General features: G+C 64.0%; 24 protein-coding genes, 1 tRNA gene and 1 riboswitch. Of the genes, 11 read left to right on the top strand and 14 right to left on the bottom strand.

What is annotated here, in order from left to right:
- Positions 1-29: 29 nt before the first annotated feature.
- The 4 genes from gap to ACJ8IN_RS13440 form a co-directional block, all read right to left on the bottom strand.
- Positions 30-1,040 (bottom strand): type I glyceraldehyde-3-phosphate dehydrogenase, encoded by a 1,011-nt coding sequence (gene gap, locus ACJ8IN_RS13455; protein WP_047571446.1) that lies wholly within the window; start codon positions 1,038-1,040, stop codon positions 30-32.
- A gap of 76 nt (positions 1,041-1,116) precedes the next feature.
- Positions 1,117-2,091 carry a GlxA family transcriptional regulator gene (locus ACJ8IN_RS13450; protein WP_049234372.1) on the bottom strand — a complete coding sequence of 325 codons (975 nt, stop codon included), beginning with the start codon at positions 2,089-2,091 and terminating at the stop codon, positions 1,117-1,119.
- Positions 2,092-2,217: 126 nt separating this feature from the next.
- Positions 2,218-2,952: an SDR family NAD(P)-dependent oxidoreductase gene (locus ACJ8IN_RS13445; protein ID WP_308325866.1), complete on the bottom strand. Its 735-nt coding sequence runs from the start codon at positions 2,950-2,952 to the stop codon at positions 2,218-2,220.
- A gap of 13 nt (positions 2,953-2,965) precedes the next feature.
- Positions 2,966-3,988 (bottom strand): LLM class flavin-dependent oxidoreductase, encoded by a 1,023-nt coding sequence (locus ACJ8IN_RS13440; RefSeq protein WP_033635151.1) that lies wholly within the window; start codon positions 3,986-3,988, stop codon positions 2,966-2,968.
- A gap of 149 nt (positions 3,989-4,137) precedes the next feature.
- Positions 4,138-4,240, top strand: a riboswitch (TPP riboswitch).
- Between the two features lie 62 nt (positions 4,241-4,302).
- Here ACJ8IN_RS13440 and tenA point away from each other — a divergent pair.
- The 4 genes from tenA to ACJ8IN_RS13420 are packed head-to-tail and all read left to right on the top strand — an operon-like array spanning position 4,303 to position 7,458.
- Positions 4,303-4,983, top strand: coding sequence for a thiaminase II (gene tenA, locus ACJ8IN_RS13435; protein WP_308325867.1), 681 nt, complete (start codon positions 4,303-4,305; stop codon positions 4,981-4,983).
- A complete protein-coding gene (locus ACJ8IN_RS13430; RefSeq protein ID WP_060427351.1) occupies positions 4,983-5,723 on the top strand; it encodes an ABC transporter ATP-binding protein in 741 nt (246 codons plus the stop codon). The genes tenA and ACJ8IN_RS13430 overlap by 1 nt, the downstream gene beginning before the upstream one ends.
- Positions 5,720-6,487, top strand: a complete 768-nt coding sequence (locus ACJ8IN_RS13425) for an ABC transporter permease (protein ID WP_308325868.1) — start codon at positions 5,720-5,722, stop codon at positions 6,485-6,487. The genes ACJ8IN_RS13430 and ACJ8IN_RS13425 overlap by 4 nt, the downstream gene beginning before the upstream one ends.
- 35 nt (positions 6,488-6,522) lie before the next feature.
- On the top strand, positions 6,523-7,458 hold the full coding sequence (locus ACJ8IN_RS13420) for an ABC transporter substrate-binding protein (protein WP_060427350.1): 936 nt from the start codon (positions 6,523-6,525) through the stop codon (positions 7,456-7,458).
- Here the strand turns inward: ACJ8IN_RS13420 and ACJ8IN_RS13415 are convergent, their stop codons facing one another.
- Positions 7,459-8,199 (bottom strand): transporter substrate-binding domain-containing protein, encoded by a 741-nt coding sequence (locus ACJ8IN_RS13415; protein ID WP_308325869.1) that lies wholly within the window; start codon positions 8,197-8,199, stop codon positions 7,459-7,461. It abuts the gene before it with no gap.
- A 286-nt stretch (positions 8,200-8,485) separates the two neighbouring features.
- On the opposite strand from ACJ8IN_RS13415, the gene opgB reads away from it, so the two are divergent.
- Together opgB and ACJ8IN_RS13405 are read left to right on the top strand one after the other, a co-directional pair.
- Positions 8,486-10,789 (top strand): phosphatidylglycerol--membrane-oligosaccharide glycerophosphotransferase, encoded by a 2,304-nt coding sequence (opgB, locus tag ACJ8IN_RS13410; RefSeq protein WP_308325870.1) that lies wholly within the window; start codon positions 8,486-8,488, stop codon positions 10,787-10,789.
- Positions 10,790-10,927: 138 nt separating this feature from the next.
- Positions 10,928-12,391, top strand: a complete 1,464-nt coding sequence (locus ACJ8IN_RS13405) for an AMP nucleosidase (RefSeq protein WP_033647909.1) — start codon at positions 10,928-10,930, stop codon at positions 12,389-12,391.
- A gap of 36 nt (positions 12,392-12,427) precedes the next feature.
- Here ACJ8IN_RS13405 and nac read toward each other — a convergent pair whose 3' ends face one another.
- Entirely contained in the window at positions 12,428-13,351 is a 924-nt protein-coding gene (gene nac / locus ACJ8IN_RS13400; RefSeq protein ID WP_041035809.1) for a nitrogen assimilation transcriptional regulator NAC, read from the bottom strand.
- A 338-nt stretch (positions 13,352-13,689) separates the two neighbouring features.
- Here nac and ACJ8IN_RS13395 point away from each other — a divergent pair.
- Positions 13,690-13,765: transfer RNA gene (locus ACJ8IN_RS13395), tRNA-Asn, on the top strand.
- A gap of 56 nt (positions 13,766-13,821) precedes the next feature.
- Here ACJ8IN_RS13395 and ACJ8IN_RS13390 read toward each other — a convergent pair.
- Positions 13,822-14,262, bottom strand: a complete 441-nt coding sequence (locus ACJ8IN_RS13390; protein ID WP_047571430.1) for a DMT family transporter — start codon at positions 14,260-14,262, stop codon at positions 13,822-13,824.
- A 16-nt stretch (positions 14,263-14,278) separates the two neighbouring features.
- Positions 14,279-14,797, bottom strand: coding sequence for a GNAT family N-acetyltransferase (locus ACJ8IN_RS13385; protein WP_308325871.1), 519 nt, complete (start codon positions 14,795-14,797; stop codon positions 14,279-14,281).
- Between the two features lie 38 nt (positions 14,798-14,835).
- Here ACJ8IN_RS13385 and ACJ8IN_RS13380 point away from each other — a divergent pair, with 38 nt between their 5' ends.
- Entirely contained in the window at positions 14,836-15,405 is a 570-nt protein-coding gene (locus tag ACJ8IN_RS13380; protein ID WP_041035812.1) for a helix-turn-helix domain-containing protein, read from the top strand.
- Between the two features lie 13 nt (positions 15,406-15,418).
- Here ACJ8IN_RS13380 and ACJ8IN_RS13375 read toward each other — a convergent pair whose 3' ends face one another.
- From ACJ8IN_RS13375 to ACJ8IN_RS13365, 3 genes are all read right to left on the bottom strand, one after another.
- The gene (locus tag ACJ8IN_RS13375; protein ID WP_033654910.1) at positions 15,419-15,712 is read right to left on the bottom strand and encodes a DUF2623 family protein; all 294 of its coding nucleotides are present in this window, start codon (positions 15,710-15,712) and stop codon (positions 15,419-15,421) included.
- A gap of 130 nt (positions 15,713-15,842) precedes the next feature.
- Positions 15,843-16,430: a nitroreductase family protein gene (locus ACJ8IN_RS13370; protein ID WP_033635168.1), complete on the bottom strand. Its 588-nt coding sequence runs from the start codon at positions 16,428-16,430 to the stop codon at positions 15,843-15,845.
- Between the two features lie 69 nt (positions 16,431-16,499).
- A complete protein-coding gene (locus ACJ8IN_RS13365; protein WP_308325872.1) occupies positions 16,500-17,396 on the bottom strand; it encodes a LysR substrate-binding domain-containing protein in 897 nt (298 codons plus the stop codon).
- Positions 17,397-17,511: 115 nt separating this feature from the next.
- Between ACJ8IN_RS13365 and ACJ8IN_RS13360 the strand changes: the two genes are divergently transcribed.
- Together ACJ8IN_RS13360 and ACJ8IN_RS13355 are read left to right on the top strand one after the other, a co-directional pair.
- Positions 17,512-18,147 (top strand): flavodoxin family protein, encoded by a 636-nt coding sequence (locus tag ACJ8IN_RS13360; RefSeq protein WP_047571425.1) that lies wholly within the window; start codon positions 17,512-17,514, stop codon positions 18,145-18,147.
- 143 nt (positions 18,148-18,290) lie between these two features.
- Positions 18,291-19,400: a glycosyltransferase family 9 protein gene (locus tag ACJ8IN_RS13355; protein ID WP_060422469.1), complete on the top strand. Its 1,110-nt coding sequence runs from the start codon at positions 18,291-18,293 to the stop codon at positions 19,398-19,400.
- Here the strand turns inward: ACJ8IN_RS13355 and ACJ8IN_RS13350 are convergent.
- Both ACJ8IN_RS13350 and ACJ8IN_RS13345 read right to left on the bottom strand, forming a co-directional pair.
- Positions 19,330-20,547 (bottom strand): O-antigen ligase family protein, encoded by a 1,218-nt coding sequence (locus ACJ8IN_RS13350; protein ID WP_308325873.1) that lies wholly within the window; start codon positions 20,545-20,547, stop codon positions 19,330-19,332. The genes ACJ8IN_RS13355 and ACJ8IN_RS13350 overlap by 71 nt on opposite strands.
- Entirely contained in the window at positions 20,525-21,433 is a 909-nt protein-coding gene (locus ACJ8IN_RS13345; protein ID WP_060438505.1) for a hypothetical protein, read from the bottom strand. The genes ACJ8IN_RS13350 and ACJ8IN_RS13345 overlap by 23 nt, the downstream gene beginning before the upstream one ends.
- Positions 21,434-21,737: 304 nt before the next feature.
- Here ACJ8IN_RS13345 and ACJ8IN_RS13340 point away from each other — a divergent pair, with 304 nt between their 5' ends.
- Positions 21,738-21,980, top strand: coding sequence for a hypothetical protein (locus tag ACJ8IN_RS13340; RefSeq protein ID WP_025303447.1), 243 nt, complete (start codon positions 21,738-21,740; stop codon positions 21,978-21,980).
- A gap of 10 nt (positions 21,981-21,990) precedes the next feature.
- On the opposite strand, the gene ACJ8IN_RS13335 is transcribed toward ACJ8IN_RS13340, so the two are convergent.
- On the bottom strand, positions 21,991-22,620 hold the full coding sequence (locus ACJ8IN_RS13335; RefSeq protein ID WP_308325874.1) for an alanyl-tRNA editing protein: 630 nt from the start codon (positions 22,618-22,620) through the stop codon (positions 21,991-21,993).
- Positions 22,621-22,705 lie beyond the last annotated feature (85 nt).

Raw genomic sequence — 22,705 nt, 5'->3', positions numbered from 1 at the left:
ACTTAAGCGGGTTTTTTGCTGTTGGGCGTTTACAGCCCGCGTTTTTCCATCAGCAGCGCCAGATCGACCAAGCGGTTGGAGAAGCCCCACTCGTTGTCATACCAGGCGAGCACCTTCACCAGATTGCCGCCGATGACCAGCGTGGACAAACCATCGATAATCGATGAGCGCGCATCGCCCCGATAGTCGCTCGACACCAGCGGTTCATCGCTGTACCCCAGGATCCCTTTCAGCGGGCCGGACGCCGCCGCCGCGCGGAAAGCGGCGTTGATCTCCTCCACCGTCGCCGGGCGTTTCAGCGTCACCGTCAGATCAACGATCGAGACGACCGGCACCGGCACCCGCAGCGAATAACCGGTCAACCTGCCGTCGAGATCCGGGATCACCTTGCCGAGCGCCTTGGCCGCGCCGCTGGAGTAAGGCACGATCGACTCCGCCGCCGCCCGCGCGCCGCGCAGATCTTTTTCCGGCTGATCGTGCAGCGCCTGGCTGTTGGTATAGGCGTGGGTGGTGTTCATCAGCCCATATTCGATGCCGAACGCCTGATGCAACACCTGCGCGGCGGGCGCCAGCCCGTTGGTGGTACAGCTACCGTTGCTGACCACTTTATGCCGCGCCGGATCGTAGAGCTGGTCGTTAACCCCCATGACGATGGTGATGTCGTCGTTCTTGGCCGGCGCCGAGATAATCACCCGCTTGGCGCCGCCGTGCGTGATGTGCACTTCCGCCTTGGCTTTATCGGTAAAGAAGCCCGTCGCTTCGATCACCACGTCCACGCCCACGCTGCGCCAGGGGATCTCGGCGGGATCGCGCTGCGAAAACACCTGAATTGGCCGGCCGTCCAGCAGCAGCTGGTTGTCGCCGGCTTCCACTTTGGCCGCCAGCGTGCCGGAAAGCGTGTCGTATTTCAGCAGGTGCGCCAGCGTCTTGCTGTCCGTCAGATCGTTGATCGCCACCACTTCAAAATCGCTGCGCCCCAGCGCCGCGCGCAGCACGTTGCGCCCGATCCTGCCGAAGCCGTTAATGCCTACTTTCACCATGATGCTCTCCTCGTTTGGGCTTTGCCTCAAATCTAGCCCTGCCCCGAGGCGGCGTAAATGACGTTTAACGATCAATTTACGCCAAATTGCGCGCGTGGAAGCGTTCACGGTATTCGCTCGGGGTCAGCTGCAGTTTGCGCTCAAACACCCGCCGCAGGTTAAGGCCGTTGCCGAAGCCGGTGGCCAGCGCGATCTGTTCGATGCCCTCCGCACTCTGCTCGAGGCGCTGTCTGGCGGTATGCAACCGCCCCTCTTCGACGAATTTGGCGGGAGAAATGCCCGTCTCGCGGGTGAATACGCGGGTAAAGTTGCGCGGGCTCATCGCCACGCGTTCGGCCAACCGATCGACGCTGAGATCGTCGGCTAGGTTTTCCAGGATCCAGGACTGCAGGTCGCGGATCGGGCCCGGCGATTTGGCCTGGTTGAGCGGGTAGCGGCTGAACTGCGCCTGCCCGCCGGGGCGACGTAGAAACATCACCAGATCCTGCGCCACTTCGCGCGCCTGCACGAAGCCGTAATCGTCCTCCACCAGCGCCAGCGTCAGATCGAAGCCGGAACTGACGCCGCCGGAGGTCCAGATCGGCCCGTCCTGCACGTAGATCGGGCCGTTCTCGACCTGCACCCGCGGGAAGCGCGCCTGCAGCGTTTCCGCCAGCCGCCAGTGGGTAGTCGCCCGCCGCCCGTCCAGCAACCCGGCTTCGGCCAGCAGCAGAGCCCCGCCGCAAACGGAAGCGATACGGCGCGCCTGCGGCGCCGCGCGGCGCAGCCAATCCGCCACCAGGGCGCCCTCTTCTTCGGTCGCCCCCTTGCCGGCGACAATGACGGTATCGCGCGGCAGGGCCGGATCGAGATCCGCCAGGCGGTGGTCGGCCAACAGGCTCAGCCCGGACAGGCCGTGTACCACCCGATGGGATTGCGTGGTGGCGACCGCGATCTGATACAGCGGCGCCTCGGCAGGGCTCAGACGGTTAGCCTGCATCAGGATATCGGCGATGCCCGCCGCTTCGAACAGCATGCCCCCTTCAGGGACGATAATCAGGAATGTATGCATGGCGATAATAGGAAGAACAAGCAAAACAGGTCAGACAGCCACTGTATAAGAAAAGCCTCGCCGGTTCACCCTGCGGGCATAAAAAAGCCCGCCGGCAAGCACCGACGGGCCAACAAAGCACTGCCCTCAAGCCTGCGGCAGGTTCACCCCGCTGGCGCGCGCCAACTGCGCCAGCAGCGCCGTTTGAAACGCCTCGTCGTGTACCGCCGCGTGGGGATCGAAGCGCTGCTGATGGTGCCAATAGCCGCCGGACGCTAGGGCCTGCGGCTCATCGCTGCTCACCAGCCACGCCTGCGTCACATGCCCCAGCGCCAGATCGTCGGGCGCTTCCGCGCCGCCCATTTTGGTCGGCACCCAGCCGGGATCGACCGCGCTGCTGATCACGTCAGGCCACAGGCGCGCCACGGCGGCGGCCAGCGCGGTGACGAACAGTTTGCTGTCCGAATAGGAGCCGGCTGCGTCGCCAAGCCAGTCCACGCCGCTCAGTTCCTCCACGCCGTCAAAGTGCATGCTGCTGCTCAGATAGACGATACGCTTGGGGCGTTCGATCAGGGCCGTCAGCAGGTAGGGCGCAACGACGTTCACCGGCATCACCTGCGGCCCGGTAAACATACCGGCGTTGTGGATCACCGCGTCCGGGCGGCCGAGGCGGTTGACCTGCTCGGCAAGCTGCCGGATCTGCTGCACATCGGACAGATCGCCAATCGCCGCCTGCGCCCCCCGATCCAGCAGATCGCGCACCGCGTCCAAACGGCCGGGCTCACGCGCATGCAGAATTACCTGATGCCCTTCGTCCAACAGCGTTTGCGCGGCGGCGCGGCCCAGCCCGTCTACCGAACCGGTAATGAAAATGCGTGACATGCCACTCCTCCGTTTAGCGCCAGCCGAGCGCCGGCGCGACATGGGTTAAAATCGATTCGATGACGTGGGCGTTGTAATCCACGCCCAGCTGGTTAGGCACGGTCAGCAGCAGCGTATCCGCTTCGGCGATGGCCTCGTCCTGCGCCAGCTGCTTGATCAGCTCGTCCGGCTCGGCGGCATAGCTGCGGCCGAAGATCGCCCGGGTCTGCGCGTCGATATACCCCAGTTGATCGCCCTCCTTGCCGCCGCCGCCGAAGTAGTTGCGATCCCGCTGATCCACCAGCGCGAAGATGCTGCGGCTGACGGAAACCCGCGGCTCGCGCGCATGGCCCGCCTCTTGCCAGGCGGCGCGGTAGGCGCGGATCTGCTTGGCCTGCTGGATATGGAAGGGTTCGCCGGTTTCGTCGTTCTTGAGCGTCGAGCTTTGCAGGTTCATGCCCAGCTTCGCCGCCCAGACGGCGGTGGCGTTCGAACCGGCGCCCCACCAGATGCGGTCGCGCAGCCCGGCGGAAAACGGCTCCGGCCGCAGCAGCCCGGGCGGATTCGGAAACATCGGCTGTGGATTGGGCTCGGCGAACCCTTCACCGCGCAGCGCTTCCAGGAACACTTCGGTGTGGCGGCGAGCCATGTCCGCGTCGCTCTCGCCGTCGGCCGGGGCATAGCCGAAATAGCGCCAGCCGTCGATCACCTGCTCCGGCGAGCCGCGGCTGATGCCGAGCTGTAGCCGCCCGCCGGCGATCAGATCCGCCGCGCCGGCGTCTTCCACCATGTACAGCGGATTTTCATAACGCATGTCGATCACGCCGGTGCCGATCTCGATGCGTTGGGTTTTGGCGCCGATGGCGGCCAGCAGCGGGAACGGCGACCCCAGCTGGCGTGCGAAGTGGTGTACGCGAAAATAGGCGCCGTCCGCCCCCAGATCTTCGGCGGCGACCGCCAGATCGATGGACTGCAGCAGCGCATCCGCCGCGGAACGGGTGCCGGACTGGGCGGAAGGCGACCAGTGGCCAAACGAGAGAAAACCAATCTTTTTCATCGGGCATCATCCTCAAAGGCAAATCATCGGCCTACAGTGACAAAAACCGCGCGCCCTGCGCCAGCAAAATCGCCCCCGATCGCACTAAACGAACCGATTGCCGCCGCGCCGCCCGGCGATTGTAATCAAAAAACAAATGTCGTATAACAAGCAGCTCCGAGGGGTGTCCTGTTACGGGCTGAGATGGCGCAAGCCGAACCCTTTGAACCTGATCTGGGTCATGCCAGCGAAGGGACGGTTAGGCAACAACGCTCTCACCCGTTGCCTGTTCATACCCCAGCGTGCCCGGATCTCCACTGACTCAAGGAGGTCCCATGTCCATCACCACCCTGTTCGAAAGCGGTCTTTACGGCCGGCTGCGCCAACATGCCGGCAGCCACTGGCAAGACTACGTCGATCACCCGTTTCTGCAGCAGCTGGCCGCCGGCACCTTGCCCGAACGCGCGTTTCGCCGCTACCTGACCCAGGACTATCTGTTCCTGCTGCACTTCGCCCGCGCCTACGCGCTGCTGGTCAGCAAGCTGCGCACCCTGCCGGAGATGCGCGCCGCCACCGCCTCGCTCAACGGCATCGTCGCCGAACTGCCGCTGCACGTGGCCTACTGCGCCGAATGGGGGCTGAGCGAAGCGCAGATCGCCGCCCAGCCGGAAGCGGCGGAAACCATGAACTATACCCGCTACGTACTGGATATCGGCCATGCCGGCGACGCCCTCGACCTGCTGGCCGGCCTGCTGCCCTGCGTGGCCGGCTATGCCGAAATCGGCCTGCGGCTGCTGCACGATCCCGCCACCCAAATGGAGGGCAATCCTTACGCCTCCTGGATCCGCAACTACGGCGACGAGGGCTATCTGGCCGGCGTGCGCGCCGCCATCGAGCTGCTGGAAACCGTCGGCCACCAGCGCGGCGCACAAGGCCGCATCGCCGAACTGGCGCAGATTTTCACCACCGCCACCCAGCTGGAATCGGCATTTTGGCAAATGGGGCTGAACGCCTAATGACCACCCCGCGTCTCCCGCCCGGCATCCAGGTGCGGGATCTCACTCTGCGCTTTGGCCAACAGACGATCTTTGAGCGGCTGAGTTTCGACATCGCCGGCGGCAGCTTCGTTGCCCTGCTCGGCGCCAGCGGCGCCGGCAAAACCAGCCTGCTGAAGATCATCGCTGGCCTGGCGCAGGCCACCTCGGGCACGGTGACCGGCAGCAACGGCCTGCCGATCGCCGGGCGCATCGCCTACATGGGGCAAAAAGACCTGCTCTACCCGTGGCTGACCGTCGAAGAGAACGTCGCCCTCGGCTCGCGGCTGCGCGGCGAAACGCCGGATCGGGCGTGGGCGGCGCACCTGCTGGAGCGCGTGGGCCTGGCCGCTCACGGCCGCAGCCTGCCCGCCGCGCTGTCCGGCGGCATGCGCCAGCGCGCCGCCATCGCCCGCACGCTCTATGAACGCCAGCCGATCGTGCTGATGGATGAACCCTTTTCGGCGCTGGACGCCATCACCCGCGCCGAGATCCAAAGTCTGGCCGCCGAGCTGCTGGCGCAAAACACCGTGCTGCTGATCACCCACGACCCGATGGAGGCCTGCCGCCTGAGCCACCGGCTGCTGGTGCTGTCGCCCTGGCCGCTGGGCCTCGACGATAGCCACCGCATCAGCGGGCAACCGCCGCGTGCGCCGGATGACGCCGACCTGCTGAAAAGCCAGGCCGAGCTGCTGCAACAGCTGGTGAGGGCCGCGCAATGAATATCGCCAAAGAACGCGGCCTCACCCGCCTGCGGCGTGGGCTGACGGTGTTTGCCGGCCTGCTGCTGCTGTGGTGGCTGGCGGCGCAAAGCGGCATTCCGGCCTTTCTGCTGCCCACGCCGGGCGCGGTGGCGCAGGCGCTGTGGGACGGGCGCGGCTATCTCGCCTGGCACACGCTGATCACCGCTTCGGAGATCGTCAGCGGGCTGGCGCTGGGCGTGCTGCTCGGCGCGGCGCTGGCGCTGTGCATGATCTTCTCGCCGCGGCTGCAGCGCTGGCTGATGCCGCTGGTGCTCACCAGCCAGGCGATACCGGTGTTCGCCCTGGCCCCGCTGCTGGTGCTGTGGTTCGGCTTCGGCATGAGCGCCAAGGTGGCGATGGCGGTGCTGGTGATTTTCTTCCCGGTGGTGTCGGCCTTTTTCGACGGGCTGCGCCGGGTCAACAACGACTATCTCGATCTGGCGCGCACGATGCGCGCTTCGCGCTGGGCGCAGCTGCGGCACGTGCGGCTGATGGCGGCGCTGCCGGCCTTCGGCTCCGGCCTGCGCATGGCCGCCGCCGTCGCGCCGATCGGCGCCATCATCGGCGAATGGGTCGGCTCGGCCGAAGGGCTGGGCTACGTGATGCTGAACGCCAACGCGCGCATGCAGACCGACGTCTGCTTCGCCGCGCTGTTTATTTTGGTGCTGATGACCGTGCTGCTGTGGGTCGCGGTGGATGCGCTGCTGCGGCGCCTGATCGCCTGGGCGCCGGAAAACGACTGATGATTGCAACCATAACCAGGGATAAAGGAACGACCATGATCAAACAAACCGTTTGCGGGCTGCTGCTCGGCGCCGCCATCACCGGCCAGGCCGGCGCGGCCGAAAAGCTGACGCTGGTGCTCGACTGGTACATCAACCCCGATCACGCGCCGATTATGGTGGCCGAGCAGATCGGCGCCTTCAAGGCCGCAGGGCTGGACGTCAAGATCGTGCCGCCGTCCGATCCGGCGCTGCCGCCGCGGCTGGTGGCCGCCAAACAGGCCGACCTCGCCATCACCTACCAACCGCAGCTGCATTTCTTCGCCGATCAGGGCCTGCCGCTGATGCGCGTCGGCACGCTGATCAACACGCCGCTGAATACGGTGATCGCGCTGGATAAAAACATCACGTCGCCGGCGGATCTCAAGGGCAAGACGGTGGGTTACTCGGTCAGCGGCATCGAACAGGCGACGCTGGCCACCATGGTCGAACACGAGCACCTCAAGCCGCAGGACATCAAGCTCATCAACGTCAACTTCCAGCTGACCAGCGCCCTGCTGGCGGGCCAGGTCGATGCGGTGATCGGCGGCTACCGCAACATCGAAGCGCTGGAGCTGAAGCTGCAGGGCAAGACGCCGGTGGTGTTCAACGTCGAAGATTACGGCGTGCCGGCCTACGACGAGCTGATCATCGTCGCCCACCGTGATGCTGTGAACGAGCCGAAAATCCGCAAGTTCCTCGCCGCGCTGAAGCAAGGCAGCGACTACCTGCATGCGCACCCGCAGGACACCTGGCTGGCGTTCGCCAAGGCGCACCCGGAGCTGAATACCGAGCTGAACAAACAGGCGTGGCAAGCCAGCCTGCCGCTGTTCGCGCGCGATCCGGCCAAGCTGGATCGCGCCCGCTACCAGGCTTACGAACAGTTCCTGTTCGACAACAAGCTGATCAAGAAAATCACTCCGGTGGAACAGTACGCGGTGGAGCTCGACTGATCACGCCGAGGCGGCCGGCGGCGCCACCGTCACCTCACCCTGGCCGCTGCGCTGCAAGGCCGCCTTTACCAACCCGTTGGCCTTGCAGCGCTCGATAAAATCGCTCACGTAGGCGGCGCCCTGCGTTTTTTGCCGCGGCACCGCCAGCGCCTGGCGGATAGCGGTGAAATGCCCGTCCAGCACCCGGTAGCCGGGATGGGCGGCCGCGGCGGCCAACAGCGGCTGGCGCACGCCGGCCGCCGCCTCCAGCCCCCGGTCGAAAAACAGCGCGATCGCCTCGGCGGAGGTTGCCGCCCGCACCAGTTGCGCCTGCTGCAGCGTGCGCGATAAAAACAGATCGTACGCCGCCCCCTGGCCGACCGCGATGCGCACCTCCGGCCTGTCGAGCTGCGCCACCTCAAAGTAAGGCGCGTCGTTCGCCACCAGGTAAGTCCCCTCGATGATCACGTACGGCTCGCTGAAGGCGATCTGCGCCGCGCGCACCGGCTCGATGGCCATAAACGCCAGGTTCCAGGCGCCGCTGTCCAGATCGGCGAACACCTTGCCCGCCGCATCATAGGTCACCAGCTCGAGCGTCACGCCCAGCTCCTGGGCCAGCGCGGCGGCCAGCTCCACCGAAGCGCCCTGCGGTTTGCCGCCGGCTCCGGCCTGCGCCAGCACCGGATTGCCGTAGTTGATCGCCGCGCGCAACACGCCTTGCGGGGCCAGATCGTCGAGTACCGCGGCGGGAATCGTCTGCATACTTCCTCCTGAATGGCTGATGGGCGCGCCGTCGTGGCGCTCATTAAGGGTAGAGCGAAACCTCCGACCAGCAAGCTTTCGCCGCCGAGACCACCGTCGGCGTGATTAACGTCACACTATTGTCATAAAAATGTACAATAGCCGCCGTTCGTCGGCCGTAGCGGGAGATCGCGCGTTGTTCCGCCGCCGGCAATAGGCTATACCCTTCACTTTTCGCGCCGCGGCACGCTCGGCGGCGCAGACCAGGGCAGCAACGGTTTTATTTCAATCAGACAGGGTTTGGCGGATGGTTTTAGCAGTCGTTTCGTTTGTTCTCTTTTTGGCGTCGATTTTGATTTATCGCACCCGGGCCGCCGCCAACCGCTGGTGGTTCGCCATTCTGCTGACGCTGCTCGGCAGCTATCTGGTGCTGAACGTCATCCTGATCGCCAGCAACTACTTCACCGGCGACGGCATCACCGACGCGGTGATTTACACCGTCACCAGCAGCCTCAAAGGCGCGGGCATCAGCAAATACGTGCTGCCGTTTATCGGCCTGCTGGCGGCGTTGGGGCTTATCTTCGCGGTGCTGGCTCGCAGCCTGCTGCGCCGCAAGGCCAAAGGCAGCAGCGTGGCCTACAGCATCGTCGCCGTGTTGCTGGCGCTGTTTTCGGTCGGCACCACCCCGGCGTTTCAGGACATCTCGCTGCTGGTCAAGAGCCAGATCGTCGGCGATACCGCCGATTTCACCACCTATTACAAGGCGCCGAAAAAGACCGTGCAGGGCAAGCGGCCGAACCTGGTGTACATCTATGCCGAGAGCCTGGAGCGCACCTACTTCGACGCCGAGCTGTTTCCCGGCCTGGCCGACGAGCTGAACGCCCTGCGCACGGACAGCATCGATTTCAGCAACACCCAGCAGCTGCCGGGCACCGGCTACACCATCGCCGGCATGGTCGCCTCGCAGTGCGGCATTCCGCTGTTCGCGCCCTTCGACGGCAACGCCTCCAGCGCGGTCTCCACCTTCTACCCGGAGAACGTCTGCCTGGGCGACGTGCTGAAGGCCGCCGGCTACAGCAACTATTTCTATCAGGGCGCCGAGCTGGCGTTCGCCGGTAAAGACACCTTCCTGAAATCCCACGGCTTCGACCACGTTTACGGCTTCAAAGAGCTGCGCGAACAGGTCGCCGATCCGAGCTACAAAAACGACTGGGGCTGGTACGACGACAGCGTGCTGGACGTGGTGTACGGCAAGTTCGTCGAGCTGTCCAAACAGCGCCAACCCTTCTCGCTGTTTACCCTGACCGTCGATACCCATCACCCGGACGGCTTTATCTCCGCCGGCTGCAGCAAGAAAAGTTACGCCTGGCAGAACAAGGAAAACCGCTCGCTGAGCGCGGTGGCCTGCAGCCAGCAACACATCGCCGCGCTGATCGACAAGATCAAACGCTCGCCCTATTTCAGCAACACCGTGATCGTGGTGTCCTCCGATCATCTGGCGATGAACAACACCGCCTACGATATCCTGACCAAACAGAAGCGCCGCAACCTGTTCTTCATCATCGACGGCACCCGGCCGCTGGCGGAACAGCGCAACGAGAAGCGCAGCACGCTGGACAACGGCGCCACGGTGCTGGACGTGATGGGCGGCGACAACTACATCGGCCTCGGCCGCAGCAGCCTGTCGGCGCCGTCGCTGTCTACGGTGTTCCTGAACATCGAAGAGAAAATCAACGGCTGGAAACCGGCGGTGATCAACCAGTGGGGCCTGCCGAACCGCATCAGCGACTACAGCGTGGACACGCGCCAGCGCAGCTTCAGCTTTTCCGGCGTCACCTACAAGGTGCCGTTCATCCTGCGGGTGGGCGACAACCGCATCGAACCGATGTTCAACGTCTACCTCTCCACCCCGCTGCGCAAGCAGCTGGCCGGGTTGGGCGCGGGGGAGAAATTCGTCTGGGTCGATAAATGCTACGAGATCGGCCGGGTCTGGGCGCCGCAGCTGGCGCTGAGCACCGACATCTGCGTAGCCTCCGGCACCCTGGCCTCGCCGCCGCAGATCGTGCAGGCCAGCGGCGAACGCTTCCGCGGCAAGGTGAGCTTTACCGCCCCGCCAGCGGACAGCGTCGCCGATTATCAAAACGCCGTCGCCCGCCTGCAGGTGGACGACGCCGCGATGAAGTACCGGGCGGACAGCATCGAGTTCATGCTGCCCGGCCTGCCGGAGCAGGTGAAAGCCATCACCGGCGTTTCCGGCGTCGAGGAGTGGGGCCGCTGGTCCGACGCCAACCTGGCGCCGGCGGTCGACATCGATTACGTCGATCCGCTGCCGAAGCGCTTCGATCTGGTGCTGCGCGCCCGCGCCTACGGCAATAACGTCGGCGAACCGATTTCGGTGCGCGTCGGCGACGAAGAGCGTTTCGTGTCGCTCGGCGAACAGGACAGCACCGTCACCCTGCGCTTCGACAACCCGCGCGGCGCGCAGAAGATCAGCATTACCCCGCCGGCGCCGACCGAGCCGAAAGAGAGCGCCAGCGGCGGCTTCACGCCGAAGAAGCTGGGCATCGGCCTGGTGTCGCTGAAGGTCGAGGCGGCCTCCCCCTCCTCCTGATCCCCACGCCTTCACGGGCGCGGTATTTTCTTTGCTGCGCCCGTCATTTCGACCAAGCTTTTACGCCTTTCTTCGGCTAACCTGTGACGGTAAAACGCCGCAACCCCGCTACAGAGCCGGGACATCCAAGGAGAAAGTATGAGCTATGCCCCACCTCGCAGCGGCCTCAGCGCCGATCAGGCACTCGATCAACTGGAAGCCCTGTATGACGCCGCGGTAGACGCGCTGCGTCAGGCGGTCAGCGACTTTATCAGCCACGGCACGCTGCCGGATGCGCAGGCGCGCGCCGCCGGGCTGTTCGTGTATCCCGAGCTGCGCGTCAGCTGGGACGGGCAGCAATCCGGCCCGAACAAAACCCGCGCCTTCGGCCGCTTTACCCATCCCGGCAGCTACAGCACCACCGTGACCCGGCCGCAGCTGTTCCGCCATTATCTGGCCGAACAGCTGGCGATGCTGGAGCACGATTATGCCGCCCATATCGAAGTGGCGCCGTCGCAGCAGGAGATCCCATTCCCTTACGTGATCGACGGCTCCAGCCTGGCGCTCGATCGCTCGATGAGCGCCGGCATCGCGCAGCATTTCCCCACCACCGAGCTGGCGCAGATCGGTGACGAGACCGCCGACGGCCTGTACCACGCCACCGACAGCCATTTCCCGCTGTCGCATTTCGATGCGCTGCGCGCGGATTTCTCGCTGGCGCGGCTGCGGCACTACACCGGCACGCCGGTGGAACACTTCCAGCCGTTCGTGCTGTTCACCAACTACACCCGCTATGTAGATGAGTTCGTGCGCTGGGCCTGCGCCCAGATCGCCGATCCGGCCAGCCCCTACATCGCCCTCTCCAGCGCCGGCGGCACCTACATCACGCCGGAAACCCGCGCACCGGAGCAGGCGGTGTCCGATCTGGCGTGGAAAAACCACCAGATGCCGGCCTATCACCTGATCTCGCGCACCGGCCAGGGCATTACGCTGATCAACATCGGCGTCGGCCCGTCCAACGCCAAGACCATCTGCGATCACCTGGCGGTGTTGCGCCCGAGCGCCTGGCTGATGATCGGCCACTGCGGCGGCCTGCGCGAAAGCCAGAAGATCGGCGATTACGTGCTGGCCCACGCCTATCTGCGCGACGATCACGTGCTGGATGCGGTGCTGCCGCCGGATATCCCGATCCCGAGCATCGCCGAGGTGCAGCGCGCCCTGTACGACGCCACCAAGATGGTCAGCGGCATGCCCGGCGAAGAGGTCAAACAGCGTTTGCGCACCGGCACCGTGGTCACCACCGACGATCGCAACTGGGAGCTGCGCTATTCCGCTTCGGCGCGGCGCTTCAACCTCAGCCGCGCGGTGGCGGTCGACATGGAGAGCGCCACCATCGCCGCCCAGGGTTACCGCTTCCGGGTGCCGTACGGCACGCTGCTGTGCGTCTCCGACAAACCGCTGCACGGCGAAATAAAACTGCCGGGCCAGGCCAACCGCTTCTACGAAGGAGCGATCTCCGAGCACCTGCAGATCGGCATCTGCGCCATCGATCTGTTGCGCGCCGAGGGCGATCGCCTGCACTCGCGCAAGCTGCGCACCTTCAACGAGCCGCCGTTCCGGTAACGGTTCTCAGGCCCGCTGCGGCGGGCCATTTTTTCCTTAACGCACCAACGCCAGCGCGCGCTTCTCCTGGCTGCGGCCGCCGGCGATCGACAGCAGCAGGTCTTTCACCAGCAGCGCCGGGGCGGACAGCGCCTGTTGGCCCGACATGCACAGCGACAGCGGCACCGACATCGTCGGCGCATTGATGCGCGCCATCCAGGCTTTGGCCGGGCCGATCATCGCGCGCGCCACCGATTCCGGCAGCACGGTCGCCCCCAGCCCGCTGGCGATCGCGGCGCTCAACGCGCCCGAGGATTCGATCTCCCCCACCACGTTGACAGCCAGCTTGCGCAGCGCCATCGCCTCTTCCAACTGATTGCGCACCGCATCGCCCTCGCGCGGCAGGAACAGGTTTAGCCGCGCCACGTCCAGCAGCTCGACGCTGTTGCCGGGATGCGGCACCGCGCGCGTCGCCACCAGATAAAGATCTTCTCGCATCAGTGCGATGGCGTGCAGCCCGGCGGGCATTTTGGCGCCGTAGACCATCGCCATGTCCAACGTCTGGTTGGCCACCTGCCCGGCCAGCGCCGCGCCGCCGTTTTCATGCAGGCTGAGCAGGATACCCGGCTGCTGATCGCGCAGGCTCTGCAGCAGCGGCAACGCCAGCTGCGCCGCGGTGCTGCCCGACGCCAGCCCGAGAGACACCTGGCCGCTCATCGCCTGCCCGGCGCTGTTGACCGCGCTCTGCGCCTGCTCGCACTGGCGCAGAATGGTTTGCGCGTGGGCATACAGAATGTTGCCGGCCTCGGTCGGCTGCACGCCGCGCTTGGTGCGGATCAGCAGCTGTTGCTTCAGCTCCCCCTCCAGCGTCGCCAACTGCTGGCTGAGCGCCGGCTGGGCGATGTGCAACACCTCCGCCGCCTGGGTCAGGCTGCCGATATCGACGATTTTCACGAAGTACTTCAGACGTCTGAAATTCATAGTGCCTCCAGCGAGCCGCTAAATTGAGAATGCCGAAATCCGGTCAGGCAACCACAGCAAGATCCAGGCCAGAGTCGGTAAACGGCCACGGAAGCGGGATATACGGCGGTCAACGGCCGTTCGCCGGGCGGCGCGCGCCACCGCGCAGGGCAGCCGTTGCACCATCGGCAGGCAAATGCGCCAAACAACGGGCAACCCGGCGGCGCTGCGCGCGGGATAAGCGACAAAAGCGAGAAAAAGCAGCAGGTTGGGCAATCTTGCAGCAAACGAACGCGTCGGGCGTTTTCACGCTTTACAAGCCGCAACCGCCCCGCTATTATTCGCCCCGTTCACACGATTCCTCTGTAGTTCAGTCGGTAGAACGGCGGACTGTTAATCCGTATGTCACTGGTTCGAGTCCAGTCAGAGGAGCCATATTTAGAGAAGCCCGCTCAGGGAAACCCGAGCGGGCTTTTTGCTTTCTGCCGCCGTCAAAAGCTGCGTTTCGCCACCAGATAGGCGCCCGCCACCAGCAACAGGGCGCCGACCAGCGCCGGCAGATTGTCGCGCAGCGCCGCCGGGCCGGCGCGGTAGACGTCCACCAGCAGCCCCATGCACAGCTGGCTGGCGACCAGGATCGAGATGGTGGCCGCCGCCCCCAGTTTTTGGTAGCCCAGGATGCCGGCAAACACGAACAGCGATCCCAACAGCCCCGGCAGCAGCATCCACCACCTGGCGGCGCCGGTCACTTCCGCCAGCGCGCCGAGGCCGTTTTTGGCCAGCAACAACCCCACCAGCAGCAGCAAACCGACGCTGGAGTTGATCACCAGCGTGATAAGGATGGTCGAGACGCTTTCGGTAATGCGCACCATCAGCAGATTCTGCACCACCAGCCCCATTCCCGCCGCGATCAGCAGCAATAGCATATTCATCGCCCTGTCTCCAGGATCAGCGCGCCGGCGGCGCCGTTCGCTCGTCGAGCGTCAGCTGCAGGAAAGTCAGATCCAGCCATTGGCCAAATTTGGCGCCCACCTGCTCCATGCGCCCCACCTCGCGGAACCCGAGCGCCAGATGCAGCTTAATCGAGGCCTGATTGCCGGATTCGATACCGGCCACCATCACGTGCTTGCCGATCTCCCGCGCCCGTGCTATCAGGGCGATCAACAGCGCTTTGCCAATCCCTTCACCGCGATGCGCCTGATGGACATACACCGAGTGTTCTACGGTATGGCGATAGCCGTCCCAGGCGCGCCAGTCGCCGAACGACGCGTAGCCGATCGCCTCGTCCGCGCCGTTCACCGCCACCAGCACCGGGTAGCCCGCCGCCTGCCGTTCGCCGATCCACGCCGCGCCGTTGGCCGCATCCACGGTTTGTTCATTCCAGATGGCGGTGCTGTTCAACACCGCGTCGTTATAGATGGCGGCAATCGCCGCGCTATCGTTAAGCGTCGCATTTCGTATAATCATGGTTTACCCCGGCCAATTGTCCACTATAATACTACGATATGAATATTAAATTAGACAATCTAAATCAGCTGATCGGCGCACGCATTCGCCTTGAGCGCGAGGCGCGCCACTGGTCGCTGTCCGATCTGGCCGAGCAGGCGGGCGTCTCACGGGCGATGGTTCATAAGATCGAGCGCGGCGAGAGCAGCCCGACGGCGATGCTGCTGGCCAGGCTGGCGGGGGCGTTCGGCCTCAGCATGTCCAAGCTGATCGCCCGGGCGGAAACGCAGGAAGGCCGGCTGCTGCGCCGGGAAGATCAGCCGGTCTGGGTCGATCCGGAGAGCGGCTACGTGCGGCGCCACGTGTCGCCGCGCACCGATCTGCCGCTCGATCTGGTGCGTATCGAACTGCCGGCCGGCGCGACGATCCCGATGCCGGCTTCGGTGTATGCCTTCAAGCGCCAGCTGATCTGGGTCTTATCCGGCGAGTTGGTCTTTGTGGAAGGTGACGCGCGCCATGACATGGCCGAGGGAGACTGCCTGGAGCTCGGCCCACCGGCGGACTGCCGCTTTGAAAACCAGAGCGATCAACCGTGCGTGTATATGGTGGCGGTGCTGAGCGCCGCCTGATGCCCCGCCCTCGCTAACCCTGCGTCGGCCGGTTATAGCCGGCGCGGAAAAACTTCTCCGCCAGCCGGCTGTCGCCGCCGGAAAAAAACTCGCTCATCGGCTCGCTGCCGAGGCCATAGGCGCGGCTCAGCTGCCCGGCTTCGAACGCCGCCCGGTTCTCGTCGCCGCAGCGCTGCGCCAAATGGTGCGCATAGCCGAGCACAAAGCCGCGCTTGTAGTCGGAGCAAAAGCGCGACAGCTCCGTCTCCGGCTTCAGACTCTCCGCCTTTAACCCCGCCAACAGCCCTTTGCCAAAATGGTCACCCACGGTTTCCTCCTCATTACGCCATCGCTATATAACAAAATATACAGCGAATGAGCAAACGAGAACATACTCCCTAAGTTTTACTCGCCGCATAAAAAAGGCCCGCCAAGCGGGCCTCGGCGAGAACGGGCGATCACAGCGTGAAATTCAGCCCTTCGCTGACGGTTTTGCCCAGCGGCAGGCGGCCCGACGGCGCCTCTTTTTCCTGCAGGAAATCCGGCAGGCGGGCCTTGTCGCCCGGTTTGCCGATCGCCACCATGGCGTGCACCGCATAGTCGTCCGGCAGCTGCAGCGCCGCTTTGATCTTGTCGTGGTGAATGCCGCTCATGCAGTGGGTGAGCCAGCCTTTCAGGTGCGCCTGATGCGCCAGGCTGGCCCAGGCGGCGCCGGTATCGAACGCGTGGGTCGGGTTGTCCACCAGCCGTTCGCCGTTCAGGCTGGTGGTTTTGGAGACGATCACCACCAGCGCCGAGGCGTGCTGCGCCCAGCCGCGGTTGAAGTCGATCAGGAACTCCAGGTAGTTCTCCCAGCTGTCGGAACCGTGCTTGCTGTAGGCAAAGCGCCACGGCTGAATGTTGTAGGCCGAAGGCGACCAGCGCGCCGCTTCAAAAAAGCTGAGCAGCGTTTGATCGTCGATGGCGTCGTTGGCCATCGCGCGCGGCGACCAGCGTTCGATAAATTGCGCATCAATCGGATAATCGGAAGTTCTTGGCTGGCTCATGATAGGTTCTCGCAGTGAAGTAAAAACAAAAGTTCGCTGATATTCCCACAGCTTAGGACGATAAAACTTTTATTTCGTGCCATTGCCCTGCGGCAGTTCCTGCTGCAGCCAGGCGAGAAACGCCCTGACCGGCGGATGCCGTTCGCGCCCCGGCGCGCACAGCACGCTGTACGCGGCGCCCGGTACGCACACCTCCGGCCGGTACGCCACCAGCAGGCCGTTGTCCACCATATCGGACACCATCACCGAACTGGCGAGCACCATCCCCTGCCCGGCCACCGCCGCTTGCAGGGCGTAATGCTCCTCGTGATAGCTGCGCATCGCCGCATGGCGCTGCCACCAGTCCACGCCGGCGGCCAGGCACCAGTCGCGCCAGCCGCTGTCGTACAGCGCCGAATCCCCCCATTTGACGGTGATCAGCACCGGGTTTTCCGGTTCGGCGGCGGCCAGCCCCGGCGCCACGTAGACGCCAAAGCTTTCCTCCAGCCGCGCCGTCTGATGCAGCGCAGGATAGTGCGCGCGGCTGTAGCGCACCGCCACGTCCACGCTGGCATCCTGCTGCAGATCGATCACCTCGGCGCAGGCCTCCAGGCGCACCAGATAGTGCGGATAGGCCTGATAGAAACGCCCCAGGCGCGGCACCAGCCACAGCGCCGCGAAAGAGTGCGTGACCGAGACGCACAGCGATCCGGTGCTGGGCTGCGGCCGCAGGCCCTCGAGCGTGGCGGCAACGTCCAGCAGCGCGCCGTGCACCCCGGCAAACAGCGTTTCGCCTTTCGGCGTCAGCCGCACGCCGCGCGGCACCCGCTCGAACAGCGCAAACCCCAACTGCTGTTCCAGCGCTTTGATCTGGTGCGAAATCGCCGTCGGCGTCACCGCCAGCTCGGCCGCCGCCAGCTTGAAGCTGCGCAGGCGAGCGGCAGATTCAAAGGTGCGTAATGCGTTGACGGGCAGCGTGGCGAACATGGCGAAACCTCTAGAGATGAGTTGAGCTCATCCTGGCAGAAAAGTCGTCATTTGTCGCCTGCCACTACTTGTTTCTAGAGTAGGGCTGAATCCACTTCATACCGAGGAACATGACATGAATACAACTCATCAGTCCAAACGTCTGGTAGTGTTGGTCGGCAGCCCGCGCCGCGACGGCAACAGCGCCACGCTGGCGCAGGCGATTCTGGCGGGCGCCGCCGAAGCCGGCACGTCCGCCAGCCTGCATTTTCTCGATGATTACCTGAGCGGTTTTCTGAGTGATGAACGCCACACGCCGCCACCGGCCGATCGCTACGCCGAGCTGTTTCTGGAGCACTTCCTGCCGGCCGACGGCGCGGTATTCTGCACGCCGATTTACTGGTACGGCATGTCGGCGCAAACCAAAGCCTTTTTCGATCGCTCGTTCAGCTTCTATTCCAATGCCTACCCTCAGGCGGAACAGGTGCACCAGCGCATGAGCGGCAAACGGATCGGGCTGGCGGTGGCGTCGGAAGAGACCTACCCCGGCGCGGCGCTGGGCATCGTGCATCAGCTCCAGGAATTCAGCCGCTACACCCATTCCGCCTTCGTTGGGCTGGTGCACGGCGCCGGCAATCAGCGCGGCGAGATCGCCCGCGATCCACGCAATCCGCTGCAGGCCGCCCGCGAGCTGGGGCGCGAGTTTTTCACTCGCCCCTATTCGGATTATCAGATGGACAGCCCGCGCAGCACGCAGGTGTGGGAGGAGTAAGCGCGGCGCCCGGAGGCAATTGCAAGCATAACGTTAGCATCTGTCGCAATCTGTTGCGGGCCATTGGCCCGCCGTTGCCGCGCTTGTATGATACGACGCGGCGCCAGACGGTGGCCGCCGATCTCAAGCGGAAGCGAACTGCAATGTCTAAACAGTGGAAAATAGCGGCGGCCAACGCCGGGCTGCGTCTCTATACCCGCATCGCGGGCAATTTCCGGCCCGTAGCAAGCTTCGATCCGCAGCAATCCTTTGAGCGCATCGTGATTTTCTCCACCAGCGCCCTCGGCGATCTGATGTTCAACACGCCCGCCATTCGCGCACTGTGCGAACGCTATCCCGGCGCGCAAATCACGCTGGTCTCCAGCCATAAAAACCGGCAACTGGTCGAAGGCAGCCCCTGCTTTCATGACGTAATTTACTGGGACCACAAGGCCAAAGACATGTTGGGCGTTATCCGGCGCCTGCGAAAAAACCGGCCTCAGCTGGCGGTCATCTTGCACTCGAAGGCGCCTTACGATGTGCTGGTCGCCATCGCCGCCGGCTGCCAATACCTGTTCAAAGACATTTATGGCAACAAACCGAGCGGCATGGAGCGCTGGCTGACCGGCGTCAGCCGCAGCACCGGTGGCCATTTGATTCAGCGCAAGCTGGATATGATGGGGCAATTGGGCTGCCGCACCGATAACCCGGCGATGTTCATTCCCGTCGCTTTCCCTGCGCGCGCCAAACCGGCGGGCAAGATCCTGATCGGCTTTCAGATGGGCGCTTCCGAAACGCTGCGCCGCTGGCCGGTCGACCACTTTGTTCAGCTGGCGCAACGGCTGCTGGCGCACTCTCCCGACTGTCAGATCGAGTTGATTGGCAGCAAGGCGGAGCACAGCCTCGAGCGGGAGTTTATGGCGGGTTTGAGCGAGGCGCAGCAACAGCGGGTAGTAAGCCATATCGGCGCGACCACGCTACCGCAACTGCTGGCGACGATCGCCAATCTGCAGGTACTGGTGACCGGCGATACCGGCCCGCTCCACCTCGCCGTGGCGTTGAAAACCGCCACCGTCAGCCTGTTCGTCACCGCTAACCCGCGGCATACCGGCCCCTATCAGGACAGCGAACGGCATCAGGTGATGCACGTGCCGGTTGACAGCGCCGCGCTGAGTGCCGCTGAGCGACGCCAACCGCTCAGCATCATCGCGGCGGAACAGGTGCTGGAGAAGACGCTGGCGGCGCTGCCGTCCGCACAGTCCCGATCCGTTTAGGCTGCGACAGCAGCAACGCCAGCGGCAGCCAAAACAGGTACCAAAACTCCGCCGGATTGGCGATCACAAACATGCCCTGCGAACTGTAAAATACCAGCATAAACAGAAACAGGCCCGCCTCCCAACGCCGCCCTGCGCGCCAGTGCGCGATGGCGAGCCGCGCGCCGTATCCCAGCAGCGCCAGCAACAACAGGAACCCCACGCAGCCGCCCTTCAGCAACGCGCCAAGGTACAGGCTGTGCGTGGTGTGGTTCAGCTCGCCGGTGTAATTGCGAAAGTTAAGCTGCTTATCAAAGCCGTAGCCGAAGAACGGCGCCTGTTCGATCAGCGCCAGGCTGTGGCGCCAGATGCTGATGCGAACAAAGCTCTGTTGATACAGCTCGCCAAAACGCGTAAGCAACATTTCGCCGATCGCGCTGTAAACGACGGCGAGAACCACAGCCAGCGCGCCGGGCAACAGAAACCACAGCCATCGTCCCGGCCGGTGTCGATAAGGCATCGCCACCGCCACCGCGAACGCCAGCGCGATCAGCGGGCCGCGGCTTTGCGTCAGCACCATGAACGCCAGCAGCGGCGGGATAAAGCACAGCGCCGCTTTTTGCCCGGTATCGCGGAAAATCATCAGGCTCAACAAAATGGCGATGGCGGCGTAACCGGCCAGATCGATCACGTTGCTCGGCCCTGGATTGCGGGCGGTGGTTTCCCGCAGATGATAAATCGACGGGGCGTCGACCAGCGTCAGATACAGGCACAGCACCGTTATGCCGGCCAGCATCGCCCACTGCAGTTGATGACGCCGCTCACCGTCGAGCAGCGTCACCAGCCAGGCGAGATAGAGCAGGATATAGGCGCTGTGGGTCACGGCCGACTGCATGTCACCCGGCGTCTCGCCCCACAGCGCGCTGAGGGAATAATAAAGCAAAAACATCAGCGCCAGCCCGCCGCCCCAACGCGCCTGACGATTGGCCCACAGCTGCCGCCGCAGCGGCGGCCAGGTGAACACGGCGGCCAGCCACAGCAGCGCCGCCAGATGAAACAGGTTGTTGACGCGGGTCTGCCCGCAAAAGATCGCGCTTAAAAATGCGAAGGCTAAAAACAGCGCGCTGCCGAGGCGATAACACCGCTCAGGCTTGCTGAAAGTAAACATTGCCGTCCACCTTCTCGAAGATATCGCTGCCGATAGCGCTGTGCGGGGAAAGGTTTTTTATCGCGATCTGCTGTTTTTGCATGACCGCGCCGGCATGCCGAAAAGCGGGGATCACCAGCGACTCCACTTTGTCCGACAGGAACGTCGGTAACCGATCCAGCTCCGTTTCGTAAAAGCGCGGCTGGTGGAAGTTGTTCATGTCCAACCCGGCGATAAACAGCTGCCTGAAGCCGAGATAGGCGATGATTTGCAGCGCCCAATAGGCCACGGTGCCGGCATCGAAAATGCCACAGCGGATATCCTGGCTGAAGCCGAGCGTGCGGTTCGCGATGCAAAACTCCACCCCGTTTTCCCGGCAGTAGTGATCCCACAGCGCGCCGCTGTCGATCCGGGGACGGTAAATCTTGCAGGCCGCGTCTTCGACAATCGCCAATCGGCAGCCGATCGCCGCCTGTCCAAAACGATCGAGAATGCGCGCCACGCCGTGCACGGTGGTGAACAGCGTCAGCGCCGGCCGTTGAATGACATCGCGCACGATCTCCGGGCGGTTATCGATAAACCCCATGTCCACGATGACGTAGAAGTGAAAATCCACCTGCCGATGCAGGCAATAGGCGCCGTTGACCCCGATCGCGGGCATGGCGGGAATATTTTCGAAGCGCAGCGCCTTCACCGACGGGCCGGTAGCCGTCAACAACGCCGGCCCCCGGCAACTGTTGCGCAGTTCGCTCAGCGGGACGATCGGCACCGGCCGGTGCTTGTACCATAAGGCGGCGATTTCACCGCCCTCGCCGCGCGCAATCTTCACGTAGGGCCAGAGGTTTTCGTTATGCCGATAAGGGCGCGCGTGGGAATAGCGGTAGATCTGCTTAAAAAAAGAGCCCATGGTGGCGATGTCCTGTCCAGAGTGCGTGACGATACCTACAGAGGCATCTTTCTGTATGCTCAGAATTTAAAAACGTGTCAGCACTGGCCAGGCCGCACAGCGAGTATCTAAATATTCGTTTAGTGAGGCAATTTTTGTAATTTGAATTATTAGTCAGCGTATCGGCAAGAAATGTGTCGAAGTGTTATTTGAATGAGGAACTGTTGCCGTGCGTAAAAATACCGTGAATGGCGGCAGCGCCGCCGCTTGGCATTGATGGGGTTTTGTTATAACGTATCACAACTTCAGCCAAAGGAAGACGACGATGAAAATCCAGCTGTCGCTGCTGTTTCTCAGCCTGCTGGCCGGCAAGGCCGCGGCGTTTCAGTCAAAAGTGCCCGAACCGCGCCCGGAACAGGCGCGCGCGGCGGAACAAAACATCGAAAATCTGTTTTACGGCTTTCACGCCATGGACGCCCAGCCGGTGAACATCGGCAGCTGCGCGGCGGTGCCGGTAGCGGGATGCCAATGCGCGTTCTGCACCCAGCTGCGGCAGGCCGGGCGCTGAAGCCCCTTATTCAACCCAGCTCATACTGCACGATCAGCTGCCCTTTCTTCATCTTTACGCCGGTGATCGCAATTGCCCCCACCTCGCCCAGCGTGGCGACATGGGTGCCGCCGCAGCCGTAAGCGGGCAGTTCGCCGAAACCGACCTGGCGCATCCCGTCCACCGCCTGTTGGCGGCGTGGCAGATCGGCGGCTATCAAGCGCGCCAGCTCCGCCTGCAAAAAGTCCGCTTCTATCGTCTGCGCATCCGGCCCTGGCGTAAACGTGATGCGCCCTTCCCCCGGCCAATGATGCGCCTTGACCGGCCGCCACCCCCGGCTTTCGCCCAGCCAGCCGATCAGATGCCCGCCGGAGTGCCAGCGGGCGTGCAGGCGGCGCTGCGCTTCATCGATTTGCATCGTGACCGGCCCGATCGGCAGCGGCGCGGCGGTAAAGTGCAGCACGGTATCCCCCTGCTGCTGCACCCGCAGCACGGCGACGCCGCCTAACGTCCCCACGTCGGACGGCTGGCCACCACCCTGCGGGTGGAACAGCGTGGCGTCCAGCTCTACGGCGTAGGCGCCCGCCTCGGCCGGCGTACAGCTCAACGCCTGCGCCTGGCCCTGTACATCGTCGCTGTAGTAATAACGTCGTTCGGTCATCATTTTTCTCCTCGGTTCGAAGAGCCATTATATTCATGTCATAATCGATGGATAATCCGCCGTCATCACAATGGACTTTTGCGTC

This window comes from Serratia sp. CY31944, from assembly GCF_052169175.1.
Lineage (GTDB): Bacteria > Pseudomonadota > Gammaproteobacteria > Enterobacterales > Enterobacteriaceae > Serratia > Serratia sarumanii.
This window is presented reverse-complemented; position numbering and strand designations above follow the sequence as displayed.

Coding starts and splice junctions, on each gene's coding strand:
- gap (WP_047571446.1), bottom strand. CDS start 1,040: ATGGTGAAAGTAGGCATTAACGGCTTCGGCAGGATCGGGCGCAACGTG.
- ACJ8IN_RS13450 (WP_049234372.1), bottom strand. CDS start 2,091: ATGCATACATTCCTGATTATCGTCCCTGAAGGGGGCATGCTGTTCGAA.
- ACJ8IN_RS13445 (WP_308325866.1), bottom strand. CDS start 2,952: ATGTCACGCATTTTCATTACCGGTTCGGTAGACGGGCTGGGCCGCGCC.
- ACJ8IN_RS13440 (WP_033635151.1), bottom strand. CDS start 3,988: ATGAAAAAGATTGGTTTTCTCTCGTTTGGCCACTGGTCGCCTTCCGCC.
- tenA (WP_308325867.1), top strand. CDS start 4,303: ATGTCCATCACCACCCTGTTCGAAAGCGGTCTTTACGGCCGGCTGCGC.
- ACJ8IN_RS13430 (WP_060427351.1), top strand. CDS start 4,983: ATGACCACCCCGCGTCTCCCGCCCGGCATCCAGGTGCGGGATCTCACT.
- ACJ8IN_RS13425 (WP_308325868.1), top strand. CDS start 5,720: ATGAATATCGCCAAAGAACGCGGCCTCACCCGCCTGCGGCGTGGGCTG.
- ACJ8IN_RS13420 (WP_060427350.1), top strand. CDS start 6,523: ATGATCAAACAAACCGTTTGCGGGCTGCTGCTCGGCGCCGCCATCACC.
- ACJ8IN_RS13415 (WP_308325869.1), bottom strand. CDS start 8,199: ATGCAGACGATTCCCGCCGCGGTACTCGACGATCTGGCCCCGCAAGGC.
- opgB (WP_308325870.1), top strand. CDS start 8,486: ATGGTTTTAGCAGTCGTTTCGTTTGTTCTCTTTTTGGCGTCGATTTTG.
- ACJ8IN_RS13405 (WP_033647909.1), top strand. CDS start 10,928: ATGAGCTATGCCCCACCTCGCAGCGGCCTCAGCGCCGATCAGGCACTC.
- nac (WP_041035809.1), bottom strand. CDS start 13,351: ATGAATTTCAGACGTCTGAAGTACTTCGTGAAAATCGTCGATATCGGC.
- ACJ8IN_RS13390 (WP_047571430.1), bottom strand. CDS start 14,262: ATGAATATGCTATTGCTGCTGATCGCGGCGGGAATGGGGCTGGTGGTG.
- ACJ8IN_RS13385 (WP_308325871.1), bottom strand. CDS start 14,797: ATGATTATACGAAATGCGACGCTTAACGATAGCGCGGCGATTGCCGCC.
- ACJ8IN_RS13380 (WP_041035812.1), top strand. CDS start 14,836: ATGAATATTAAATTAGACAATCTAAATCAGCTGATCGGCGCACGCATT.
- ACJ8IN_RS13370 (WP_033635168.1), bottom strand. CDS start 16,430: ATGAGCCAGCCAAGAACTTCCGATTATCCGATTGATGCGCAATTTATC.
- ACJ8IN_RS13365 (WP_308325872.1), bottom strand. CDS start 17,396: ATGTTCGCCACGCTGCCCGTCAACGCATTACGCACCTTTGAATCTGCC.
- ACJ8IN_RS13360 (WP_047571425.1), top strand. CDS start 17,512: ATGAATACAACTCATCAGTCCAAACGTCTGGTAGTGTTGGTCGGCAGC.
- ACJ8IN_RS13355 (WP_060422469.1), top strand. CDS start 18,291: ATGTCTAAACAGTGGAAAATAGCGGCGGCCAACGCCGGGCTGCGTCTC.
- ACJ8IN_RS13350 (WP_308325873.1), bottom strand. CDS start 20,547: ATGTTTACTTTCAGCAAGCCTGAGCGGTGTTATCGCCTCGGCAGCGCG.
- ACJ8IN_RS13345 (WP_060438505.1), bottom strand. CDS start 21,433: ATGGGCTCTTTTTTTAAGCAGATCTACCGCTATTCCCACGCGCGCCCT.
- ACJ8IN_RS13340 (WP_025303447.1), top strand. CDS start 21,738: ATGAAAATCCAGCTGTCGCTGCTGTTTCTCAGCCTGCTGGCCGGCAAG.
- ACJ8IN_RS13335 (WP_308325874.1), bottom strand. CDS start 22,620: ATGACCGAACGACGTTATTACTACAGCGACGATGTACAGGGCCAGGCG.